We start from the raw sequence: 20862 nt of genomic DNA, 5'->3' as shown, positions 1-20862 counted from the left end.
AGCGCTCACCGCGAGCCCTGCCGGGTCGCGGCGGCGGCGGTGGCGCGCACGGCGGCGGCGGCCGCCCCCGTTGCGGGGGCGGGGGCACCGCTGCCGGGCAGCGTCGGGTCCTCGGGCCGGTGCTCGGCCACCCAGGCGACCTGCCCGGGCGTCGTGCCGGTCACCTCGCCGCGGTAGTACTCCGTGTCCGTCGTGCCCTCGACCATCGGGTGCGGGGCGGACAGCATCCCGGAGCGCAGAGGGGCCAGGAGGTCCTCCTTCTCGAAGATGAGCCCGGCGCGCGTCGGCCCGGCCAGCTCGTACTCGTTCGTCATCGTCAGCGCCCGCGTCGGGCACGCCTCCACGCACAGGCCGCAGAAGATGCAGCGCAGGTAGTTGATCTGGTACACGCGGCCGTACCGCTCCCCCGGCGAGTACTGCGCGTCCGGGGTGTTCTCGCCCCCCTCGACGTAGATGGCGTCGGCGGGGCACGCCCAGGCGCACAGCTCGCAGCCGATGCACTTCTCGAGGCCGTCGGCGTAGCGGTTGAGCTGGTGGCGGCCGTGGTAGCGCGGCTTCGTCGGCGGCTTCTCCGAGGGGTACTCCTCGGTGACCGTCGGCTTGAACATGTTCGCGAAGGTCACCCCGAAGCCCCCCGCCGGGGCGAGCGCCCCCGCCAGGCCGGTGCGCGGCGGGATGAGCGAGCGGTAGCCGGGCTCCTCGGGGCGCGCGACCTCGCGGCCGGAGCCCTCGCGACCGGAGCCCTCGCGGCGGGCGGGGCTCGCGCCGCGCCGGGCCGGGGTGGCCCCCTGCCGCGCGGGGGTCGCCCCGGTCGCCGCCCGGGCCCCCTCCGCCGGCCGGTCCGTGCTGGGGTCGGGCCGCGTCGGCTCGCTCACCGCGTCACCTCCGGGGTCTCGGTCTCGGGCCCGTCCGCGGGACGGGCGGTCTGCGCCAGGGCGCGGTCCTTGCGGGGCGAGGGGGGCAGCGTCTGCCCCGGCAGCGGCGGGACGGGGAACCCGCCCGCGAAGGGGTCGAACGGCTCGTCGCGACGGCGCCGCGGCGGCTCGGGGCGCCTGCCCTCGGGCAGCGCCAGCGCCACGACGAACACCACGGCGAACAGGGCCGCGATGGCCAGGAGCAGCGTGCGCAGGTCCACGTCGGCGAACTGGCGCACGCCCTGGACGACGGCCACGCACACGACCCAGGCCAGGGCCGCCGGGATGAGCACCTTCCACCCCAGCTTCATGAACTGGTCGTAGCGGAAGCGCAGCACGGACCCGCGGATCCACACGAAGAGGAACATGAAGCCCCAGACCTTCGCGAGGAACCACAGCACGGGCCACCAGCCCGTGTTGAGGACGCCGTCGCCGATCGCGGACAGCGGCCAGGGGGCCCGCCACCCGCCGAGGAAGAGCGTCGTCGCCACGGCCGAGACGTTGAGCATGTTGATGTACTCGGCGAGGAAGAACCACGCGAACTTCATCGACGAGTACTCCGTGGTGTACCCGCCGACGAGCTCGCCCTCGGCCTCGGGGAGGTCGAAGGGCAGCCGGTTCGTCTCGCCCACCATGGAGATGACGTAGAGGACGAAGGCCGGCAGCAGGGGCAGCGCCCACCACAGCGGGCGCTGGGAGTCGACGATCTGCGACGTCGACATCGAGCCCGACATGAGGAACACGCTGACGAGCGACAGGCCCATGGCCAGCTCGTACGAGATGACCTGCGCCGTGGAGCGCACCCCGCCGAGCAGGGGGTACGTCGAGTTGGACGCCCAGCCGCCGAGGACGAGGCCGTAGACGCCCACGGACGCGCAGGCCAGCACGTAGAGGACCGCCACGGGGAAGTCCGTGAGCTGCAGCGGCGTGAGGACGCCGAAGATGCTCACCTCGGGGCCGAACGGGATGACGGCCAGCGTCAGCAGGGAGCAGAACACCGCGATGAGCGGCGCCAGCACGTAGACGAGCCGGTCGGCCGCCCGGACGGTGACGTCCTCCTTGACGAGCAGCTTCATGGCGTCGGCCAGCGACTGCAGCAGGCCGAGCGGGCCGTGCACGTTCGGCCCCGGGCGCACCTGCATCCGGGCGACGACCCGCCGCTCGAACCAGATCGCGATGAGCACGCTCGTGAGCAGGAACGCGACGAGCGCGACCGCCTTGAGCAGCCAGATCCAGCCGTTGTCCTGGCTGAAGTCCGCCGTGACGGGCACGTTCGCCGCGGTGCCGAGGCCCGCGTCGACGGCTCCGAGCAGCGCGCTCATGCCTCCCCCTCCGTGCTGCGTCCCGTGGGTGCCCCCGGCAGCGGCGCGCCGCCGCCGACGAGGCCGGCGTCGCCGCCCACGCGCAGGGCGGTCGCGGGCTGCGCGGCGGGCGCGCCCGTCACCGCGCCCGGCGCGAGCGCGACGACCGCACCGGCGTCCGCGCCGAGCGTGGCCCGCACGGCGCAGGCCGGGGCGTTCGTCGGCAGCCAGACCACGCGGTCGGGCATGACCGTGACGACGACGGGCAGCGTGACCGCGCCCGCCGCCGTGGCGACCGTCAGGGGCTCCCCGTCGGCGACACCCGTCGCCGCGGCGGTCGCGGCCGACAGCCGCGCGACCGGCCGGGGCGCCGTGCCCGCCAGGTGGGGGTCGCCGTCCTGCAGCCGGCCCGCGTCGAGCAGCTCGTGCCAGGTGGCGAGGACCGCGTGGCCGTCGGGGACGGCGGGCGGGTCGCCCGCGGGCACGTCGGGCGCCGCGACCCGCGCGCCGGACCAGCCGCCGAGCACGTCCAGCTCGTCGTGCACGGCCGCCAGCGAGCCCGTGCCCAGGTCCGTCCCGAGGGCGTCCGCGAGCGCGTGCAGCACGCGGTGGTCGGGCATGGCCGTGCTCGTCAGGGCCTGGGGGAACGGCCGCGGGCGGCCCTCCCAGGTGACGTAGGTGCCGGCCCGCTCGACGGGCGGCGCGACGGGCAGGACCACGTCGGCGAGCTCCGTCACGGCGGAGGCGCGGACCTCGAGGCTCACGAGGAACGGCACCGCGGCCAGCGCGGCGCGCGCCAGGGCGGGGTCGGGCAGGTCGTCGGGGTCCACCCCGCCGACGAGGAGCGCCCCGAGGCGTCCCTCGGCCGCGGCGCGGAGGACCTCCGTGGCGTCGGCCCCGGGCGCGGTCGGCAGCGCGGGCACGTCCCACACCGCCGCCAGGCCCGCGCGCGCCGCCGCGTCGGCGACGGGACGGCCACCGGGCAGCAGGGACGGCAGCGCCCCGGCCTCGACGGCCCCGCGCTCCCCGGCGCGCCGCGGCACCCAGGCCAGCCGGGCACCGGTGCGCCCCGCCAGCCGCAGGGCCGCGGACAGCGCCCCGGGCGAGGTCGCCAGGCGCTCCCCGACGAGCACGACCGCACCGGGCTGCGCGAGCAGGTCCGCGGCCTCCGCCAGCACCGGGACGCCCGCCCCCGCGGCCACGCCGTCGAGCACCTCGGCCTCCGTGCCGGGCGCGGCGGGCAGCAGCGTCCCGGCCAGTCGCTGGAGGCCGCGCGAGGCGAACGCCGCGACGGACAGGACGCGCGTGCGCCGGGCGGTGACCGCCGACCGCAGGCGCAGGAACAGCACGCCGGCCTCGTCCTCGGCCTCGAGCCCGGCGAGCAGCACGGCCGGGGCCGCGACGACGTCGGCGAAGGTGACGGACACCGTCCGCCCGGCCACGGCGTGGCCGAGGAAGGCCTCCTCCTCCGCCGAGTGCGGCCGGGCCCGGCCGTCCACGCTGTTCGTGCGCAGGGCCGTGCGGGCGATCTTCGCCCAGGCGTAGGCGTCCTCGAGGGTGAGGCGGCCGCCGGGCAGCACGCCGACGTTCCCCTCGCCGGCGGAGGCCGCCGCGCCGAGCCCCGCGGCCGCGGCGTCGAACGCCTCGGCCCAGCTCACGGGCTCGAGGTCCCCCCGGGTGCCGTCCGCGCCGCGGGTGCGCACGAGCGGCGTCGCGAGGCGGTCCGCCGCGGCCTGCCAGCGGAACGCGAAGCGGTCCTTGTCGGTGATCCACTCCTGGTTGACGGCCGGGTCCTCCGCGGCCAGCCGCCGCAGCACCACGCCGCGACGGTGGTCGACGCGGATGGCGGAGCCCTGCGCGTCGTGCTCGGACACCCCCGGCGTCGAGACGAGGTCGAAGGGCCGCGAGCGGAACCGGTACGCGGCGCTCGTCAGCGCGCCGACGGGGCAGATCTGGATGGTGTTGCCCGAGAAGTAGGACGAGAACGGCCGGCCGCTGGTGTCCGGCAGCGCGACGCCGACGGGCCCCTCCGGCGAGACGAGCGCCGAGTCCACCCCGGGGGCCGTGCCGTCGGCGCCGCCGTCGGTCGTGCCCGGGTCGTCGGCGAAGTCCAGGACGCGGGTGTCGAAGGTGCCGATCTGCTGCGCGGCGCCGCGCTTCTGCAGGTCGATGAAGACGTCGCCGGCGATCTCCTCGGAGAACCGCGTGCAGCGCTGGCACAGCACGCAGCGCTCGCGGTCGAGCAGGATCTGGGTCGAGATCGCGATGGGCTTGGGGAAGGTGCGCTTGACGTCGACGAAGCGGCTCGTCGCCCGGCCGTTGCTCATCGCCTGGTTCTGCAGCGGGCACTCGCCGCCCTTGTCGCAGACGGGGCAGTCGAGCGGGTGGTTGATGAGCAGCAGCTCCATGACGCCGTGCTGCGCGCCGTCGGCCTCGGCCGAGGTGTGCTGGGTGCGCACCTTCATGCCCTCGGTCGCCTCGAGCGTGCAGGACGCCTGGGGCTTGGGCATCTTCGCGAGCGCTCCGTCGCGCCCCGGGGCCCACACCTCGACGAGGCACTGGCGGCAGGCGCCGGCCGGGGCGAGCAGCGGGTGGTCGCAGAACCGCGGGATCTGGATCCCGAGGCGCTCCGCGGCGCGGATGACGAGCGTGCCCTTCGGCACGGTCGTGCTCACGCCGTCGATGTCGAGGGTGACGGTGGCGGCCGGCGCGGGCTCGACGGGCGCGGGGACGGACGGCACGAGCGGCCGGCCGGGCTGCCCGACCGAGCGGCCCACCGCGCCCTCGGGGTGGGTGAGGGTCATCGGTGCGCTCCGACCAGCTCGGGGGCCCGCCGGGGCGTGTACGCGAAGCGCGACGAGCGCTCCGGCGGGAAGAGGACGTCGGCCGGCGTGTGCGTCCCGGCCTCGAACTCCTCGCGGAAGTACTGGATCGCGGAGGTGATCGGGCTCGTGGCGCCGTCGCCGAGGGCGCAGAACGCCCGGCCGAGGATGTTGCCGCACAGGTCGAGCAGGAGCTGGATGTCGTCGTCGGTGCCGCGCCCGGCCTCGAACCGCCGCAGCACCTGCACGAGCCAGTACGTGCCCTCGCGGCAGGGCGTGCACTTGCCGCAGGACTCGTGCTTGTAGAACTCCGTCCAGCGCGTCACGGCGCGCACGACGGACACGGTCTCGTCGAAGACCTGCAGCGCCCGCGTGCCCAGCATGGAGCCGGCCTTGCCCACCGACTCGTAGTCCAGGGGCACGTCGAGGTGCTCCGCGGTGAAGATCGGCGTCGAGGAGCCCCCCGGCGTCCAGAACTTCAGGGTGTGGCCCTCTCGCACGCCGCCGGCCATGTCGAGCAGCTCGCGCAGGGTGATGCCCAGGGGCGCCTCGTACTGCCCAGGCCGCGTCACGTGCCCGGACAGGGAGAACAGCCCGTGCCCGGCCGAGCGCTCCGTCCCCATGGAGGTGAACCACGAGGCCCCGCCGCGCAGGATGCCGGGCACGGACGCGATCGACTCGACGTTGTTGACGACCGTGGGCCGCGCGTACAGGCCCGCGACCGCGGGGAAGGGCGGCTTCAGGCGGGGCTGGCCGCGCAGGCCCTCGAGGGAGTCGAGCAGGGCCGTCTCCTCGCCGCAGATGTAGGCGCCGGCGCCGGCGTGCACCGTCACGTCGAGGGAGTACCCCGAGCCCATCACGTCCTCGCCGAGCAGCCCGGCGGCGTAGGCCTCCTCCACCGCGCGCAGGAGCCGGCGGTAGACGTGGAGCACCTCGCCCCGCACGTAGATGAAGGCGTGCCGGCACCCGATGGCGTAGGACGTGATGGCCACGCCCTCGACGAGCAGCTGCGGGCTCGCGAGCATCGTCGGGATGTCCTTGCAGGTGCCGGGCTCGGACTCGTCCGCGTTCACGACGAGGTACCGGGGGCCGCCGTCCGGCGCGGGCAGGAAGCCCCACTTCATGCCCGTGGGGAAGCCCGCGCCGCCGCGGCCGCGCAGGCCCGCGTCCTTCACGGCCGTCACGACGTCGGCGGGGTCCATCGCCAGGGCGCGGCGCATGCCCTCCCAGCCGCCGTGGCGGCGGTAGGACTCCAGCGTCCAGGCGCGCTCCTCGTCCCAGTGCGCGCTGATCACGGGCGTGAGGGTGGTGGGCATCAGGCGTCCCTCCCGGCGTCGCTGCCGTCGGTGGTGGTGCGGCTCGTGCGCTCGGACGTCTCGGCGCGCCGCTGCGGTGCCGACGACGCGTCCGTCGGCGTGGTGACGGGGCGCTCCGCGTCGTTGCGCGGCGCCCCCGTGGGGATCTGGGGCCCCGCGGCGGCGGCCGCGTCGCCGTCGGCCCCGCCCCGGTCCTGGCCCGCGGCGTCGCTCGCGTCCTCGTCCGGGAACGGGGGCGCGACCCAGCCGCGCTCGCGGGCCAGGCGCGTGCCCCGCAGGGTGGCCTCGCCCGCGGCCGGGCCCTCGTCGGCGCGGCCGTCGGGGAAGCCGGCGAGCACGCGGGACATGGCCCGGAAGTCGACGACGTCGTCGGCGCCGCGCGTGGGCCGCACGGGCCGGCCGGAGCGGAGGGTGTCGACCAGCGCGGTCACGGAGCCCGGCGTCTGCTCGTCGAAGAACTCCCAGTTCACCATCACGACGGGCGCGTAGTCGCAGGCCGCGTTGCACTCGACGCGCTCGAGCGTGACGGCGCCGTCGGGCGTCGTCTCGTCGTGCCCGATGCCCAGGTGGTCCGTGAGCGTCTCCCACAGCGCGTCGCCGCCCATGACGGCGCACAGCGTGTTCGTGCACACGCCGACCGTGTACCGGCCGTTGGGGTGCCGCTTGTACTGGCTGTAGAAGGTCGCCACGGCCGAGACCTCGGCCGTCGTCAGCGAGAGCGTCTGCGCGCAGAACGCGATGCCGCGGGGGCTGACGTAGCCGTCGACGGACTGCACGAGGTGCAGCAGCGGCAGCAGCGCCGAGCGCGGCTCGGGGTAGCGGGCGACCACCGCCGCCGCGTCCGCCGCGAGCGCGGTCAGCGTCGGCTCGTCGTAGCCCGTGCGGTGCGTCCTGCCCGACGCGCGCCGCGTGGCGGCGTCCGGCGACTGCAGGCCGGCGTCGTCGACGGTCATCGGTCCACCCCTCCCAGGACGGGGTCGAGCGAGGCCACCGCGACGACGACGTCGGCGATCTGCCCGCCCTCGCACATCACGGACACGGCCTGCAGGTTGTTGAAGGACGGGTCCCGGAAGTGCGCGCGGTACGGCCGGGTGCCGCCGTCGGAGACGAGGTGCACGCCGAGCTCGCCGCGGGGGTGCTCCACGGTCTGGAACACCTGCCCCACGGGGACGCGGAACCCCTCCGTCACCAGCTTGAAGTGGTGGATGAGGGCCTCCATCGAGGTGCCCATGATCTCGCGGATGTGGTCGAGGGAGTTGCCCATGCCGTCCGTGCCGAGGGCCAGCTGCGCCGGCCAGGCGATCTTCTTGTCGCCCACCATCACCGGCCCCGGCCCCTGCGCCTCGAGGCGCTCGCACGCCTGCTCGACGATCCGCATGGACTGGTAGCACTCCTCCAGGCGCAGCACGATCCGCGACCAGGCGTCGGCGTCCGTGGCGACGGGCACGTCGAAGTCGTAGGTCTCGTACCCGCAGTACGGCGCGGCCTTGCGCACGTCGTAGGGCAGGCCCGCCGAGCGCAGCACCGGGCCCGTGATCGCCAGCGCCATGCAGCCGGTGAGGTCGAGGACGCCGACGTCCTGCGTCCGGAGCTTGAGGATGGGGTTGGCGAGCATGAGGTCCTCGAGCTGGCGCAGGTAGACCCGCACCTGGGTGAGCGCCGAGCGCACCTCGTCGACCGCGCCCGGGGGCAGGTCCTGGACGACCCCGCCGGGCCGGATGAAGGCGTGGTTCATGCGCAGGCCCGTGACGAGCTCGAAGATCCGCAGGATCTCCTCGCGGGCGGTGAACCCCGCCGTCATGATCGTCGTCGCGCCGAGCTCGTTGCCGCCCGTGGCCAGGCACACGAGGTGCGAGGTGATGCGGTTGAGCTCCATGAGCAGCACGCGGATCGTCGTGGCGCGCTCGGGCACGTCGTCCGTGATCCCGAGCAGCTTCTCCACCGCCAGGCAGTAGGCCGCCTCCTGGAACAGGGGCGCCACGTAGTCCATGCGCGTGCAGAAGGTCACGCCCTGGGTCCACGTGCGGAACTCCATGTTCTTCTCGATGCCCGTGTGGAGGTAGCCGATGCCGGCCCGCGCCTCCGTGACGGTCTCGCCGTCGATCTCGAGCATGAGCCGGAGCACGCCGTGGGTCGACGGGTGCTGCGGCCCCATGTTGACGACGATGCGCTCCTCGCCCAGGCGTGCGGCCTCCTCGGCGATGTCGGACCAGTCGCCGCCGGACGCCTCGAAGGAGGGCACGCCGGTGGCGTCGTCGTCGACGACGTGGCCGGTCGCGGTCGTGGTGCTCATCAGGTGTAGGACCTCCGCTGGTCCGGGGGCGGCACGGTGGCGCCCTTGTACTCCACGGGGATGCCGCCCAGCGGGTAGTCCTTGCGCTGGGGGTGCCCCGGCCAGTCGTCGGGCATCTCGATGCGCGCGAGCGCCGGGTGCCCGTCGAAGACGATGCCGAAGAAGTCCCACGTCTCGCGCTCGTGCCAGTCCGCGCCGGGGTAGACCGTCGTCACCGAGGGGACGTGCGGGTCCTCCTCCGGGCAGGTGGTCTCCACGCGCAGCCGGCGGGAGTGCGTGACCGAGCAGAGGTGGTGGACCGCGTGCAGCTCGCGGCCGCGCTCGTGGGGGTAGTGCACCCCCGAGACGCCCAGGGACAGCTCGAACCGCAGGTCCGGGTCGTCGCGCAGGTGCCGGGAGACCTCGACGAGGTGCTCGCGCCGCACCTGGAGCGTGAGCTCCTCGCGGTCGACGACGACGGCCTCCACCGCGGCGTCGAAGCCCGTGCCGCTCTCCTCGAGCAGCTCGGCCAGCACGTCGACGGCCTCGTCGAACCAGCCGCCGTAGGGGCGCGCGGACGGGCCGGGCAGGACCACGGGCACGACGAGCCCGCCGTAGCCGGAGGTGTCCCCGCTGCCGTGGGCGCCGAACATCCCGCGGCGCACGTCCACGACGTCGAGCGGCGTGCGGGGGCCGGGATCGGGGGCCGCGCCGGCGGCCGCGGGCGTCCGCTCGACGTCCCCGCCGGGGGTCACGGTCATCGCAGCAGGCCCGTCATGCGGGAGGTGGGGGTGGCCTCGAGCGCGGCGGCCTCCGCGGCCGCGACGGCCTCGCGGCGGTTCGCCCCGAGGGGCTCGTTCTGGATCTGGTCGTGCAGCGCGAGGATCGCGTTGATGAGCATCTCCGGCCGCGGGGGGCAGCCGGGCAGGTAGATGTCGACGGGGACGACGTGGTCGACGCCCTGCACGATCGCGTAGTTGTTGAACATCCCGCCCGAGGACGCGCACACGCCCATGGACAGGACCCACTTGGGCTCGGACATCTGGTCGTAGACCTGGCGGACGATCGGCGCCATCTTCTGGCTGACCCTGCCGGCGACGATCATGAGGTCCGCCTGGCGCGGCGAGGCGCGGAAGACCTCCATGCCGAAGCGGGACAGGTCGTAGCGCGGCGCGCCCGAAGCCATCATCTCGATCGCGCAGCAGGCCAGCCCGAACGTCACCGGCCAGAGCGAGCCCTTGCGGAAGTACCCGACGAGGTCCTCGACCGTCGTCAGCAGGAAGCCCGAGGGCGCCTCCTCCAGCCCCATCAGCGTGCCCCCTCCGTGCGTGCGCGACCCTGCGCTGCGTCTGCTGCGTGTGCTGCCTGCCGTGGCGGCCCTGCCTGCTGCCGCCGCCCCCTCAGTCCCACTCGAAGCCCCCGCGGCGCCACTCGTAGACGAACGGCACGGTGATGAGGACGAGGAACGCGAGCATCGCGACGAGCCCGAACGTCGCCAGCTCGGCGAAGCTCACGGCCCACGGGTAGAGGAAGACGACCTCGATGTCGAAGACGATGAAGGTCATCGCGACGAGGTAGTACTTCACCGGGAACCGCCCGCCGCCGACCGCGTGCGGGGTGGGGTCGATGCCGCACTCGTACGCCTCGAGCTTCGCGCGGTTGTACCGCTTCGGCCCCAGGACGACGCTGGCCGCGAGCCCGCCGACGGCGAGCACGGCCGCGATGCCCATGAGCACCAGGAGCGGCACGAAGGGGTTCGTCACGGCTGTCCTCCGGCGGTGGCGGTCAGGTCGCGGGGTCGGGTCCGGCTGCGGGTGGTGGCGCGGGCGGTCATGCGGCCGGCGCCATCCGCGAGAGCGCGGCGATGGTGCGGTCCGCCCAGTCGCCGCCGCGCGGCTCCCAGCAGTCGGCGAGGAGCTTGAGCACGAACTTCATGAGCAGCGGCCGCGGCAGCCCGTAGCGCGTGCACACCCGCATGACCTCGGGCCGCTCGATGAGGGAGACGAAGACGCGCCCGAGCGTCCAGTAGCCGCCGAGGTCGTCCTTGAGACGGCTCTCGTAGGCGGCGAAGGCCCGCTCGCGCCCGGCCGCGGTGCCGCGCGCGAGCCCCTGCACGGCGGCGTCGGCGGCCTCCCGGCCCGCCTGGAGCGCGTAGGCGATGCCCTCCCCGTTGAAGGGGCTGACCATGCCGCCCGCGTCCCCGGCGAGCATGAGGCCGTCCGCGTAGAGCGGCCCGCGGTTGAAGGCCATGGGCAGCGCCGCGCCGCGCACGGGGCCCAGCTGGTTCTCCGGCGTGAAGCCCCACTCGGCCGGCACGTGCTCCATCCACCGCGCGAACAGGGCGCGGTAGTCCACGTCCGTGGCGGCGGCCGTCGAGCTCACGGACCCCAGGCCCACGTTCGCCGTGCCGTCGCCCAGCGCGAACACCCAGCCGTAGCCCGGCATGAGGTCCGACCGGCCCGGCTCGCCGTCCCAGAGCTCGAGGTGGCTCTCCATCCACGGGTCCTCGTGCCGCGGGGTGCGGAAGTAGGTCCGCACGGCCACGCCCATGGGGCGGTCGTCGCGCTTGGCCCGGCCGACGCCGGTCGCGACGCGGGCCGAGACCCCGTCCGCCGCCACGACGAGCGGCGCGCGCAGCTCCGTCTCCTCGTCGTCCAGCCGGCGGCCGCGCTCGTCCAGCGGCCGGGTGCGGACGCCGACGACGCGACCCGTGCGCTCGTCGGTGACGACGCGGGTCACCTGCGTGCGCTCGGCCACCTTCGCCCCCGCGGCGCGGGCGTGGTCGACGAGGAGGTGGTCCAGGCTCATCCGGGTGCGGGCCAGCCCGTAGGACGGGTAGGAGGACAGCTCCGGCCAGGGCAGCTCCACGACGTGCCCGCCGCCGAGGACGCGCAGGCCCACGTTGCGGATCCAGCCGTCCGACTCCCGCAGGCTCACACCCATCCGCACGAGCTCGGCGACGGCGCGGGGCGTGAGGCCGTCGCCGCAGATCTTGTCGCGCGGGAAGGAGGCCTTGTCGAGCAGCAGCACGGACAGGCCCGCGGCGGCGCAGTGGTACGCGGCGCTCGCGCCCGCGGGCCCGGCACCCACCACGATCACGTCAGCGGCTTCGCCCCTGAGGTCCTGCACGGCAGACCCACCTCGTCACGTCGTCGTCACGTCGTCGTCCGGGCGTCACTGTACGAGGCGAATCGCGGGATGTCTGCCAAGTCACACCTCACCACGCTCAGGAGATGTGCACGTCATGGGGCTGTGGGCGTGCCGACGGCCCGGCCGGCCGGGACGGAGGTCCCGACGCGCCGGCGGTCGACGGGGCGAGGGCGGGGCGACGGCAGGGCGACGACGGGGTGACGGCGGCGTGGCGGCGGGGTGGCGCCGGGGCCAGGACCGGGGCCAGGACGGGGCACCGGCGCTCAGGCCGGGCGCGTCCCCCGGTGCAGCGCGACGGCGCCGCCCGACAGGTTCCGGTACGCGACGGCGCCCCAGCCCGCGTCCTTGAGCATGCGCCCCAGGCCGTGCTGGTCCGGCCACCCGAGGATGGACTCGGACAGGTACGCGTAGGCCTCGGACTCCCCCGCGACCGCCCGGGCGATCCGCGGCAGGGCGAGGGTGAGGTACCGGTCGTACACGGCCCGGAACGGCGCCCAGGTGGGCCGGGAGAACTCGCACACGACGAGCCGCCCGCCCGGGCGCGTCACGCGGAGCATCTCGGCCAGGCCCGCGGCCGGGTCGACGACGTTGCGCAGGCCGAAGGAGATCGTCACGGCGTCGAACGAGGCGTCCGCGAAGGGCAGGGAGGTGGCGTCCCCGGCGACGAACGGCAGGTCGGGCCGGCGCCGGTGCCCGACGGCCAGCATCCCCGTCGACAGGTCGCAGGGGACGACGCGCACGCCGCGGTCCGCGAGGGGCTCGCTCGAGGTGCCCGTGCCCGCCGCGAGGTCGAGCACCGTCTCCCCGGGCCGGGCGTCGAGCGCCGCCAGCGTGGCGCGGCGCCAGAGGCGGTCCTGCCCGAGCGAGAGCACGTCGTTCGTGCGGTCGTACCGCCGGGCGACCGCGTCGAACATCGCGGCGACGTCGTGCGGGTCCTTGTCGAGGGAGGCGCGGGCCATGGCGCCATCGTGTCAGGTCGCCGGCGTCCGGCCGGCGCCGGGACCCCGCCCGCGGTGGACGGACGACCTGGGCGCGGGCACCGCGCGCTCCGGGAGGCGTGCCGGCCGGGCCGCCCGCTCAGCGCGCTGCCAGCCCGCCGCACGACCTCCACAGCGCCCGGGACCTAGGCTGGCGGGACGATGAGCGGCTCGACCTCCCCGATCCCGGCCCCCGACGGCGGCACCCCGGACCGCGGCACCCCCGAGGGGCCCGTCCGACGCGGCCGCCGCGAGCCCCTCCTCGTCCGCACCGTGGCGCTGGACCCCGACGCGCTCGGCGACCTCGTCGACCTCGTGCCGCGGGAGGCGCCCCTCGTGTGGGTCCGCCGCGGCGACGGGCTCGTCGCGTGGGGCGAGGCGCTGCGCGTGGAGGTGTCGGGCCCGGACCGGTTCGCCGACGCCGACGCGGCCTGGCGCGAGGCCCTGCGCCACGCCATCGTCCGTGACGAGGTGGGGCTGCCCGGCACGGGGCCCGTCGCGTTCGGCTCCTTCGCCTTCGACGACGCCTCGCCCCGCGGCGGCGTCGTCGTCGTCCCGCGGGTCGTCGTGGGGCGGCGTGGGCGGCACGCCTGGCTCACCACGGTGACCACGGGCGCCCGGATCGGCACGGCCCCCACGCTCGCGGACGTCACCGGGCACCGGCCGCCCGTCGAGGCGCCGGGGGCCGTCCTCGACGAGGGGCCCCCCGCCGACGCGTGGCGCGCGGTCGTCGGGCGCGGCATCGCCGCGGTGCGCGAGGGCGAGGTCGAGAAGGTGGTCCTCGCGCGGGACGTGCCGGTGCGCACGGAGCGGCCGCTGGACCCGCGCTGGCCGCTCGGGCGGCTGGCCGAGCGCTACCCCTCCTGCTGGACCTTCAGCGTCGACGGGCTGCTGGGCGCGACGCCGGAGCTGCTCGTGCGCTCGGAGAAGGGGCTGGTGACCTCGCGCGTGCTGGCCGGCACCATCCGGCGCACGGGCGACGAGGCCGCCGACCTCGCCCGCGCCGCGATCCTGGCGCACTCCTCGAAGGACCTCGAGGAGCACGAGTACGCGGTGCAGTCCCTCGTCGAGGCGATCACGCCGTTCCTCTCGTCGACGAACGTGCCCGACGCGCCCTTCGTCCTGCACCTGCCGAACGTGCTGCACCTGGCGTCCGACGTCACCGGCGTGCTCACGGACCAGCACGCGCACCCGTCCTCGCTCGCGCTGGCCGCGGCCCTGCACCCCACGGCGGCGGTCTGCGGCACGCCCACCGCCGCGGCGCGGGCCGTGATCCGCCGCGTCGAGGGGATGGACCGCGGGCGCTACGCCGGTCCCGTGGGCTGGTTCGGCGCCGACGGCGACGGCGAGTGGGCGCTGGCCCTGCGCTCGGCCGAGGTCGACCCGGACGACCCGCACCGGCTGCGGCTGTTCGCGGGCTGCGGCATCGTCGGCGCGTCGGACCCCGCGGCCGAGGTCGCCGAGTCCGAGGCGAAGCTCGAGCCCATGCGGACCGCGCTCGGCGCCTGACGCGCACCGGGCGGGGGCGCGTCGGACCCCCTCACGCCGCGAAGAGGTCGCCGGCCAGGTACTTCAGGCCCGTGTCGCAGGCGACGGTGACCACGGTGGACCCGGGCCCGAGCTCGGCCGCCACCGCGAGCGCGCCGAGGACGTTCACGGCCGTCGAGGTGCCCGCGAACAGGCCCTCCTCCCGCGCCAGGCGTCGCGCCAGCGCGCGGGCCTCGCCCTCGTCGACCGTCCGCGCCCCGTCGAGGTCGCCGGGCGCGAGCAGCGGCGGCACCGACCCCGTCGCGATGCCCTCGACGCGGTGCGCGCCCGTGCGGCCCCGCGTGAGCAGCGGCGCCGACGCGGGCTCGAGCGCCACGACGCGCAGGGGGCCCCGCGCGCGCAGGGCCCGGGCCGCCCCGACGAGCATCCCCGCGGTCCCCACCCCGGCGCAGAGGACGTCGACCCGCCCCCCGTCGGCCGCCACCTGCGCCGCGACCTCCTCGCCGAGCCCGGCGTAGCCGACGAGGGCGTCCGTGTTGTGGAACTGGTCCACCCACCACGCGCCCGTGGCGTCCCGCAGGCGCAGGGCCTCCTCGCGCATCCGCGCGAAGAGGTCCGGCGTGAGGCGGCCGCCGTCGCTGGGCACGACCCGGACGTCGGCCCCGAGGGCCGCCATCGTGCGCAGCTTCTCCGCGGCGAAGGCGTCCGACGAGACGAGCGTGAGCGGGTGGCCGGTCACGGCGCAGACGAGCGCCAACGAGGACCCCGTGCTGCCGCCCGTGTACTCGACGACGGGCTGCCCCGGGGCCAGCCGCCCGTCCGCCTCCGCGGCGAGGACCACCGCCCGCGCGAGGCGGTCCTTGTAGCTGCCCGTGGGGTTGCCGCCCTCGAGCTTGACGAGCAGGCGGGCGGCGCCGGGGGGCACCACCGCCGCCAGCGCCACGAGCGGCGTGCCGCCGATCGCGTCGAGCACCCCCGCCCCGACCCCGTCGCCGCCCATCCCGCAGTCGTACTCCTGCGCCCGGCGCGGCGGAAGGGGGGCGGCGCCCGCCGGCGCCGCCCCCCTTCGGTCCTGCCCGGCGCGCGCCGGGCCCGCTCAGCCCTGGCCCTCGCCGACCAGGCCCTGCTCCTGCAGCCACTCCCACAGGTCCTCGGGGATGTTGTCGGGGCGCACGTCGGAGGAGCCGTCGCCGCTGCCCTCGCCGCTGCCCTCGTCGCCCGGGGCGGTGCCGCCCTGGTCCGGGGTCGCCGCCGTCGTCTCCTCGCGGGTCGCCAGCGTGGCGGGCACCTCGAGGGACCGCCCGCCGCGGACGACCGTGAGCGTCACGGAGTCGCCGGCGGACCTCTCCCGCACGTACGCCGTGAGGGACTCGGCCCCGACGACGGGCTCGCCGTCGATCGCGACGACGACGTCGTCGGCCTGCAGGCCCGCGCTCTCCGCGGGGGAGCCGGCGGTGACCTCGCCGACGAGCGCCCCGCGCCGGGTGACGCCGTCCGCCGTCGCCGTGCCGTCGCCGAGGCTGACGCCGAGGAACGCGTGCTCGGCGGTGCCGTCGGCGATGAGCTGCTCGGCGATCGTCCGCGTGAGGTCGACCGGGATGGCGAAGCCCAGCCCGATGGAGCCCGACGCGCTCGACAGCGTCGCGATGGAGGAGTTGATGCCGATGACGCGGCCCTCGCCGTCGAACAGCGGGCCGCCCGAGTTGCCGGGGTTGATGGCGGCGTCGACCTGGAGGGCGTTCGTCACCGACCCCTGGTCCGTGCTGCCCTGCTCCGAGGCCGACACGGGGCGGTCGATCGCGGAGACGATGCCGGTCGTCACGGTGTTGGCCAGCCCCAGCGGGTTGCCGACGGCCATGACCGGCTGCCCGACGACGACGTCGTCCGACCGGCCGAAGGTCGCGGGCGTGAGGTCCTGCGGCGGGTCGGTGAGCCGGATGACGGCGAGGTCGGTGGTCGGGTCGGTGCCGACGACCTCCGCCTCGAAGAGGCGCCCGTCGCTCAGGGTGACCTGGACCGTCTCGGCACCGGACACGACGTGGTTGTTCGTGACGACGTGCCCCTCGGCGTCGACGACCACGCCGGAGCCCTCGGCGCCGCCGCCGGCGGTCGCCACCTGGATCGCCACGACGGAGTCCTTCACGGCCTCGGCGACGGCCTCCCAGTCGGGGCTCGTCGTCGCGGCGGTCTGCACGGGGCCGTCCTCGGCGGGGCGGTCGAGGTCGGCGATGGAGGTGCTGGCGGCGGGCGGCGCGTCGTCCGCGGCGCCGACGGCGAGCGCGGTGCCCGCGGAGGCGGCGCCGGCGGCCAGCAGCGCAGCGACCGTCACGGGGAGCCAGGTCGAGCGGCGGCGGGGGCGCGGGGCGGGCCGCTGCTCCCTCGGGGTGCCGTCGGGGCCGAAGGGGCCGAAGCCCCCGGGTCCGCCGGGTCCACCGGGTCCGCCGGGTCCGCCGGGCACCGCGAGCGGGGGCAGCGTCTGCGTCGGCGCGCCCTGGGGGTGCCCCTCGGACCCCCGTCCGCCCCCCTGGGCCACCGCCGGGTGCTGCCAGGTCGGGGCGTCGGCGCCCGGGGCGGCCCCGGCCGGCGTGCGGGGCTCGTAGCCGCTGCTGTTCGTGGTGGTCACGGTGCTGCCTCCCTCTCGTCGTGCTCATCAGACCCCCCGGGTCTGAGGGCACGCTCGGACCTCGCTGGACGGCGCCTGTGAGTCCGGCGCGCCGGCCCCAGCCGCACGGACCTGCCGACCGCGCCCGTCCCGCCCGGTGCCGTCCCTAGGACCAGGGTCCGTCCAGGGCCCGCAGGACCGCCACCCGGAGCCGCTCGCCCAGCCCCCGGCGGTCCGTCCGGTCGACCCGCACCTGCACCACGCTGCGACCGGTCCCCGGCGCGGCCAGGGCAGCCGCCAGGGCGTCGGGGTGGCTCACCCGGGTGTGCCGGACGCCCAGCCCGGCGCAGAGGGCGGCGAGGTCGGCCCCCTGGGGCGTGCCGAAGACGCGCTCGAAGCCGGCCGCGCGCTCGGGCTCCCCCGGCTCGAGCGTGTGGAAGATGGAGCCGCCGTCGTCGTCGGCCACGACGACCTGCAGGTCCACGTCGCGCTCCAGGGTCCCGACGAGGAGCCCGCCCACGTCGTGCAGGAAGGTGAGGTCCCCGACGAGGACCCGCACGCGGCGGCGGGGCAGCGCGAGCGCGACGCCGACCGCCGTCGAGAGCGTGCCGTCGATGCCGGCCAGCCCGCGGTTGGCGAGGACGAGCGGCGGCGCGTCCCACCGGGCGAGCAGGTCGAGGTCGCGCACGGGGTTGGAGGAGCCGACGACGAGCACGTCCTGCGGCGCCGACGCCGCGGCGACGGCCCGCGCCACCTCGGGGCCGGTCAGGGGCGGGAGGGCGCGGGTCGCGGGGGCGTCGGCGCCCCGGCCGGCGGCGAGGACCGCGTCGACCGCGGCGTCGGCCCGCCGCCCGGCCTCCGTCCACGCGGCGGACCACGGGGAGGTCGGCGGCTCGTCCCGGCCGGGCTCCAGCCAGGCGGGCGGCACGCCGGGCAGCACGAGGTCCGCCGCGCGGGCGGCGTCCGGCCACGGCGCCCCGCCGAGGGCGACGACGACCGTCTCGACGTCCGGACGGCCGAGGAGCCGCTGCACGGGGCGGCTCAGCGTCGGCCGGCCGAGGACGACGGCCCGGCGCACCCGGCCGCCGAGCGCGGGGTGCTCGAGGAGCAGCCGGTAGGCGGCCGGCCCCGCCGATGCCGTGCGGGCGCCCGAGGACGGCTCGGCGAGGACGGGCCAGCCGCGGGCCCGGCCCAGCGCGGCCGCGACGCCGCCCGCCCCGTCACCGGCGACGACGACCGTCGGCCGGTCGTCGGGCAGCGGCAGGTCCGGCCCGGCCCCGGGCGCGGCGGGCACCACGCGGGCGGCCGGGCGCGGCGGCGGCCACGGGCTGCCGACCACGGGCAGCAGCGGCTCGCGGTACGCGAGGTCGAGGTGGACCGGGCCGGGGGTGCCCGTGCGCGCCCCGGTCGCCGCCGTGACGGCCCGCACGGCGACGGCGCGCAGGTCCCCGTCCTCGCCGGGGCGGCCCGTCGGGGCGGGGACGTCGACGGCCAGCCGGACGGCGCCCGCGAAGAGCCCGACCTGCTCCGTCGTCTGGTTCGCCCCCGTCCCGCGCAGCTCGTGCGGCCGGTCGGCGGTGAGCAGCAGCAGCGGGACCCCGGCGTGGTGCGCCTCGAGCACGGCCGGGTGCAGGTTGGCCACGGCGGTGCCCGACGTCGTGACGACCGCCACCGGCGCCCCGCTCGCGCGGGCCAGCCCCAGCGCGAGGAAGCCGGCCACCCGCTCGTCGACCCGCACGTGGAGGTCGAGGGCGGGAGCGCCCTCCGGGCGGGCGTCGTCGGGCAGGCTCGCGTCCACGAGCGCGGCGGCCAGCGGCGCGCTGCGCGAGCCCGGGGCGAGCACCACGGCGCGGACGCCGAGGTCCGCGAGCGCGGCGAGCAGCACGCGGGCGGCGTGCGCGGCGGGACCGGCGGACCCCGACGGGTCGGCGCCGGACGGTGCGGCGCCGGACGTGTCGGCGCCGGTCACCGGACGCCCCCCGCCGCGAGCGCCGCCGCCTCGATCGCGGCCAGCCGGGTGCGCCAGCGCGCGTCGAGGTCGGCGTCGGCGCGCGCGGCGGCCAGGCGTGCGGCGTCCGGCTCGGGGCGGCGCACGGCGATGCTCCCGTCCTGCGGCAGCAGGGGCTCGGCGACGAGGTCCTGCGCGAGCAGCTGGGCCGTCGCCAGCCCGCACGCGTAGGGCAGCTCGGGCAGCGCGGCGGCCAGCGCGAGCCCGGCCGCGAGCCCTACGGAGGACTCGAGGGCGGAGGACACGACCACGGGCAGGCCCGTGCGCTCCGCCAGCCGCAGGCACGCACGCACGCCCCCGAGGGGCTGGACCTTGAGCACGAGGACGTCCGCGGCCCCGGCCCGCGCGACGGCCAGCGGGTCCTCGGCGCGGCGGACGGACTCGTCGGCCGCCAGCGGGACCGGGGTGCGGCGGCGCAGGGCCGCGAGGTCCGCCACGGACGGCACGGGCTGCTCCGCGTACTCCAGGCCCCCGGCCGCCCGGTCGAGCACGGCGAGCCGGGCCGCGGCGGTGTCGACGTCCCACGCCGCGTTGGCGTCCACCCGGATGCGGCCGTCGGGGCCCAGGGCGTCGCGGACGGCCTCGAGCCGGGCGACCTCCTCGTCGAGCCCCTGCCCCCGCTCGGCGACCTTGACCTTGGCCGTGCGGCACCCGCCGGAGGCGAGCACGATCGCGCGGGCGGTCGCGGCGTCGACCGCCGGCACGGTGACGTTGACGGGCACCCGGTCGCGCACGGGGTCCGGCCACCCGGTGTCGGCGGCCTCCCGCGCGGCGCGCAGCCAGGCGGCCGACTCCGCCGCGTCGTAGTCCCAGAAGGGGCTGAGCTCCGCCCAGCCGGCGTCGCCGCGCAGGAGGACCCCGTCGCGACGGTCCAGGCCGCGGAACCGGGTGCGCAGGGGCACGTCCCAGACGACCGGGGGCGGCGCGGCGGCAGGGGTCACAGCCGCCCAGGCTAGGCGCGCGCGCCCGCCTACGCTGACGGCCGTGACGACCGCCCCCGTGCCCCCCGCACAGCCGACGCCCTCCCCGCTGCCCGCGACCGTCTCCGAGACGTTCGACCCCCGCCGCTGGCGCACCGTGCCCGGCTTCGAGGGGCTGACGGACGTGACCTACCACCGCGGCGTCGCCCGGCCGACGGACGCGGAGGCCGCCGCGGGGGCGACGGAGCGGGACGTCCCGGTCGTCCGGGTGGCGTTCGACCGGCCCGAGGTCCGCAACGCCTTCCGTCCCCACACCGTGGACGAGCTCTACGCGGTGCTGGACCACGCCCGGCAGACCTCCGACGTCGGCACGGTGCTCCTCACGGGCAACGGGCCGAGCCCCAGGGACGGCGGCCGCGCCTTCTGCTCCGGCGGCGACCAGCGGATCCGCGGTCGCGACGGCTACCGGTACACCGGCGACGTGGCGCAGGAGACCGCCGCCGGCTGGGACCCGGCGCGCGCGGGCCGGCTGCACGTCCTGGAGGTGCAGCGCCTCGTCCGGACGATGCCCAAGGTCGTCGTCGCCCTCGTCAACGGCTGGGCGGCCGGCGGCGGGCACTCCCTGCACGTCGTCGCCGACCTCACGATCGCCAGCCGGGAGCACGCCCGCTTCATGCAGACGGACGCGAACGTCGGCTCCTTCGACGCCGGCTACGGCTCGGCGCTGCTCGCCCGCCAGGTGGGCCAGAAGGTCGCGCGCGAGATCTTCTTCCTCGCGCGCGAGTACGACGCGGAGCAGGCGCGCGCGTGGGGCGCCGTGAACGACGTGGTCCCGCACGCCGAGCTCGAGGCGGCGGGCTGGGAGTACGCGCGGGTCGTCGCGACGAAGTCCCCGCAGGCCATCCGCATGCTGAAGTTCGCCTTCAACCTCGCCGACGACGGGCTGGCCGGCCAGCAGGTCTTCGCCGGGGAGGCCACCCGGCTGGCGTACATGACGGACGAGGCCGTCGAGGGCCGCGACGCGTTCCTCGAGCGGCGCGCGCCGGACTGGTCCGGCTTCCCCTACGCCTACTGACCGCCCGGCGCCCTGCT

At 76.7% G+C, this 20862-nt stretch carries 17 protein-coding genes; 2 read left to right on the top strand and 15 right to left on the bottom strand.

Features of this window, described 5'->3' with window-relative positions; genetic code table 11:
• Positions 1-5: 5 nt before the first annotated feature.
• The 11 genes from nuoI to EJA20_RS07995 form a co-directional block, all read right to left on the bottom strand.
• The gene (gene nuoI / locus EJA20_RS08045; RefSeq protein ID WP_476727335.1) at positions 6-875 is read right to left on the bottom strand and encodes an NADH-quinone oxidoreductase subunit NuoI; all 870 of its coding nucleotides are present in this window, start codon (positions 873-875) and stop codon (positions 6-8) included.
• On the bottom strand, positions 872-2236 hold the full coding sequence (gene nuoH / locus EJA20_RS08040; protein ID WP_129337626.1) for an NADH-quinone oxidoreductase subunit NuoH: 1365 nt from the start codon (positions 2234-2236) through the stop codon (positions 872-874). The genes nuoI and nuoH overlap by 4 nt, the downstream gene beginning before the upstream one ends.
• Positions 2233-5019 (bottom strand): NADH-quinone oxidoreductase subunit G, encoded by a 2787-nt coding sequence (locus tag EJA20_RS08035; protein WP_129337625.1) that lies wholly within the window; start codon positions 5017-5019, stop codon positions 2233-2235. Before EJA20_RS08035 ends, nuoH begins: the two co-directional genes overlap by 4 nt.
• A complete protein-coding gene (nuoF, locus tag EJA20_RS08030; protein WP_129337624.1) occupies positions 5016-6353 on the bottom strand; it encodes an NADH-quinone oxidoreductase subunit NuoF in 1338 nt (445 codons plus the stop codon). Before nuoF ends, EJA20_RS08035 begins: the two co-directional genes overlap by 4 nt.
• Positions 6353-7306, bottom strand: coding sequence for an NADH-quinone oxidoreductase subunit NuoE (nuoE, locus tag EJA20_RS08025; RefSeq protein ID WP_129337623.1), 954 nt, complete (start codon positions 7304-7306; stop codon positions 6353-6355). Before nuoE ends, nuoF begins: the two co-directional genes overlap by 1 nt.
• Entirely contained in the window at positions 7303-8646 is a 1344-nt protein-coding gene (locus EJA20_RS08020; protein ID WP_129337622.1) for an NADH-quinone oxidoreductase subunit D, read from the bottom strand. The genes nuoE and EJA20_RS08020 overlap by 4 nt, the downstream gene beginning before the upstream one ends.
• On the bottom strand, positions 8646-9386 hold the full coding sequence (locus tag EJA20_RS08015; protein WP_129337621.1) for an NADH-quinone oxidoreductase subunit C: 741 nt from the start codon (positions 9384-9386) through the stop codon (positions 8646-8648). Before EJA20_RS08015 ends, EJA20_RS08020 begins: the two co-directional genes overlap by 1 nt.
• Positions 9383-9934, bottom strand: a complete 552-nt coding sequence (locus EJA20_RS08010; RefSeq protein ID WP_129337620.1) for a NuoB/complex I 20 kDa subunit family protein — start codon at positions 9932-9934, stop codon at positions 9383-9385. Before EJA20_RS08010 ends, EJA20_RS08015 begins: the two co-directional genes overlap by 4 nt.
• Before the next feature lie 91 nt (positions 9935-10025).
• Positions 10026-10388, bottom strand: a complete 363-nt coding sequence (locus EJA20_RS08005) for an NADH-quinone oxidoreductase subunit A (RefSeq protein WP_129337619.1) — start codon at positions 10386-10388, stop codon at positions 10026-10028.
• A 67-nt stretch (positions 10389-10455) separates the two neighbouring features.
• Entirely contained in the window at positions 10456-11754 is a 1299-nt protein-coding gene (locus EJA20_RS08000; RefSeq protein ID WP_164983885.1) for a geranylgeranyl reductase family protein, read from the bottom strand.
• 284 nt (positions 11755-12038) lie between these two features.
• On the bottom strand, positions 12039-12734 hold the full coding sequence (locus tag EJA20_RS07995) for a demethylmenaquinone methyltransferase (protein ID WP_129337618.1): 696 nt from the start codon (positions 12732-12734) through the stop codon (positions 12039-12041).
• Between the two features lie 180 nt (positions 12735-12914).
• On the opposite strand from EJA20_RS07995, the gene EJA20_RS07990 reads away from it, so the two are divergent.
• On the top strand, positions 12915-14261 hold the full coding sequence (locus tag EJA20_RS07990; RefSeq protein ID WP_129337617.1) for an isochorismate synthase: 1347 nt from the start codon (positions 12915-12917) through the stop codon (positions 14259-14261).
• Positions 14262-14292: 31 nt separating this feature from the next.
• Here the strand turns inward: EJA20_RS07990 and EJA20_RS07985 are convergent, their stop codons facing one another.
• The 4 genes from EJA20_RS07985 to EJA20_RS07970 form a co-directional block, all read right to left on the bottom strand.
• Positions 14293-15240, bottom strand: a complete 948-nt coding sequence (locus EJA20_RS07985; protein ID WP_129337616.1) for a PLP-dependent cysteine synthase family protein — start codon at positions 15238-15240, stop codon at positions 14293-14295.
• Between the two features lie 96 nt (positions 15241-15336).
• Positions 15337-16863: a S1C family serine protease gene (locus EJA20_RS07980; protein WP_129337615.1), complete on the bottom strand. Its 1527-nt coding sequence runs from the start codon at positions 16861-16863 to the stop codon at positions 15337-15339.
• A 145-nt stretch (positions 16864-17008) separates the two neighbouring features.
• Positions 17009-18811, bottom strand: coding sequence for a 2-succinyl-5-enolpyruvyl-6-hydroxy-3-cyclohexene-1-carboxylic-acid synthase (gene menD / locus EJA20_RS07975; protein WP_129337614.1), 1803 nt, complete (start codon positions 18809-18811; stop codon positions 17009-17011).
• A complete protein-coding gene (locus EJA20_RS07970; RefSeq protein ID WP_129337613.1) occupies positions 18808-19791 on the bottom strand; it encodes an o-succinylbenzoate synthase in 984 nt (327 codons plus the stop codon). The genes menD and EJA20_RS07970 overlap by 4 nt, the downstream gene beginning before the upstream one ends.
• Positions 19792-19834: 43 nt before the next feature.
• Here EJA20_RS07970 and EJA20_RS07965 point away from each other — a divergent pair, with 43 nt between their 5' ends.
• A complete protein-coding gene (locus EJA20_RS07965; RefSeq protein ID WP_240675201.1) occupies positions 19835-20845 on the top strand; it encodes a 1,4-dihydroxy-2-naphthoyl-CoA synthase in 1011 nt (336 codons plus the stop codon).
• The last annotated feature ends 17 nt before the right edge of the window (positions 20846-20862 follow it).

The organism is Cellulomonas endophytica (assembly GCF_004123805.1).
GTDB lineage: Bacteria > Actinomycetota > Actinomycetes > Actinomycetales > Cellulomonadaceae > Cellulomonas > Cellulomonas endophytica.
This window is presented reverse-complemented; position numbering and strand designations above follow the sequence as displayed.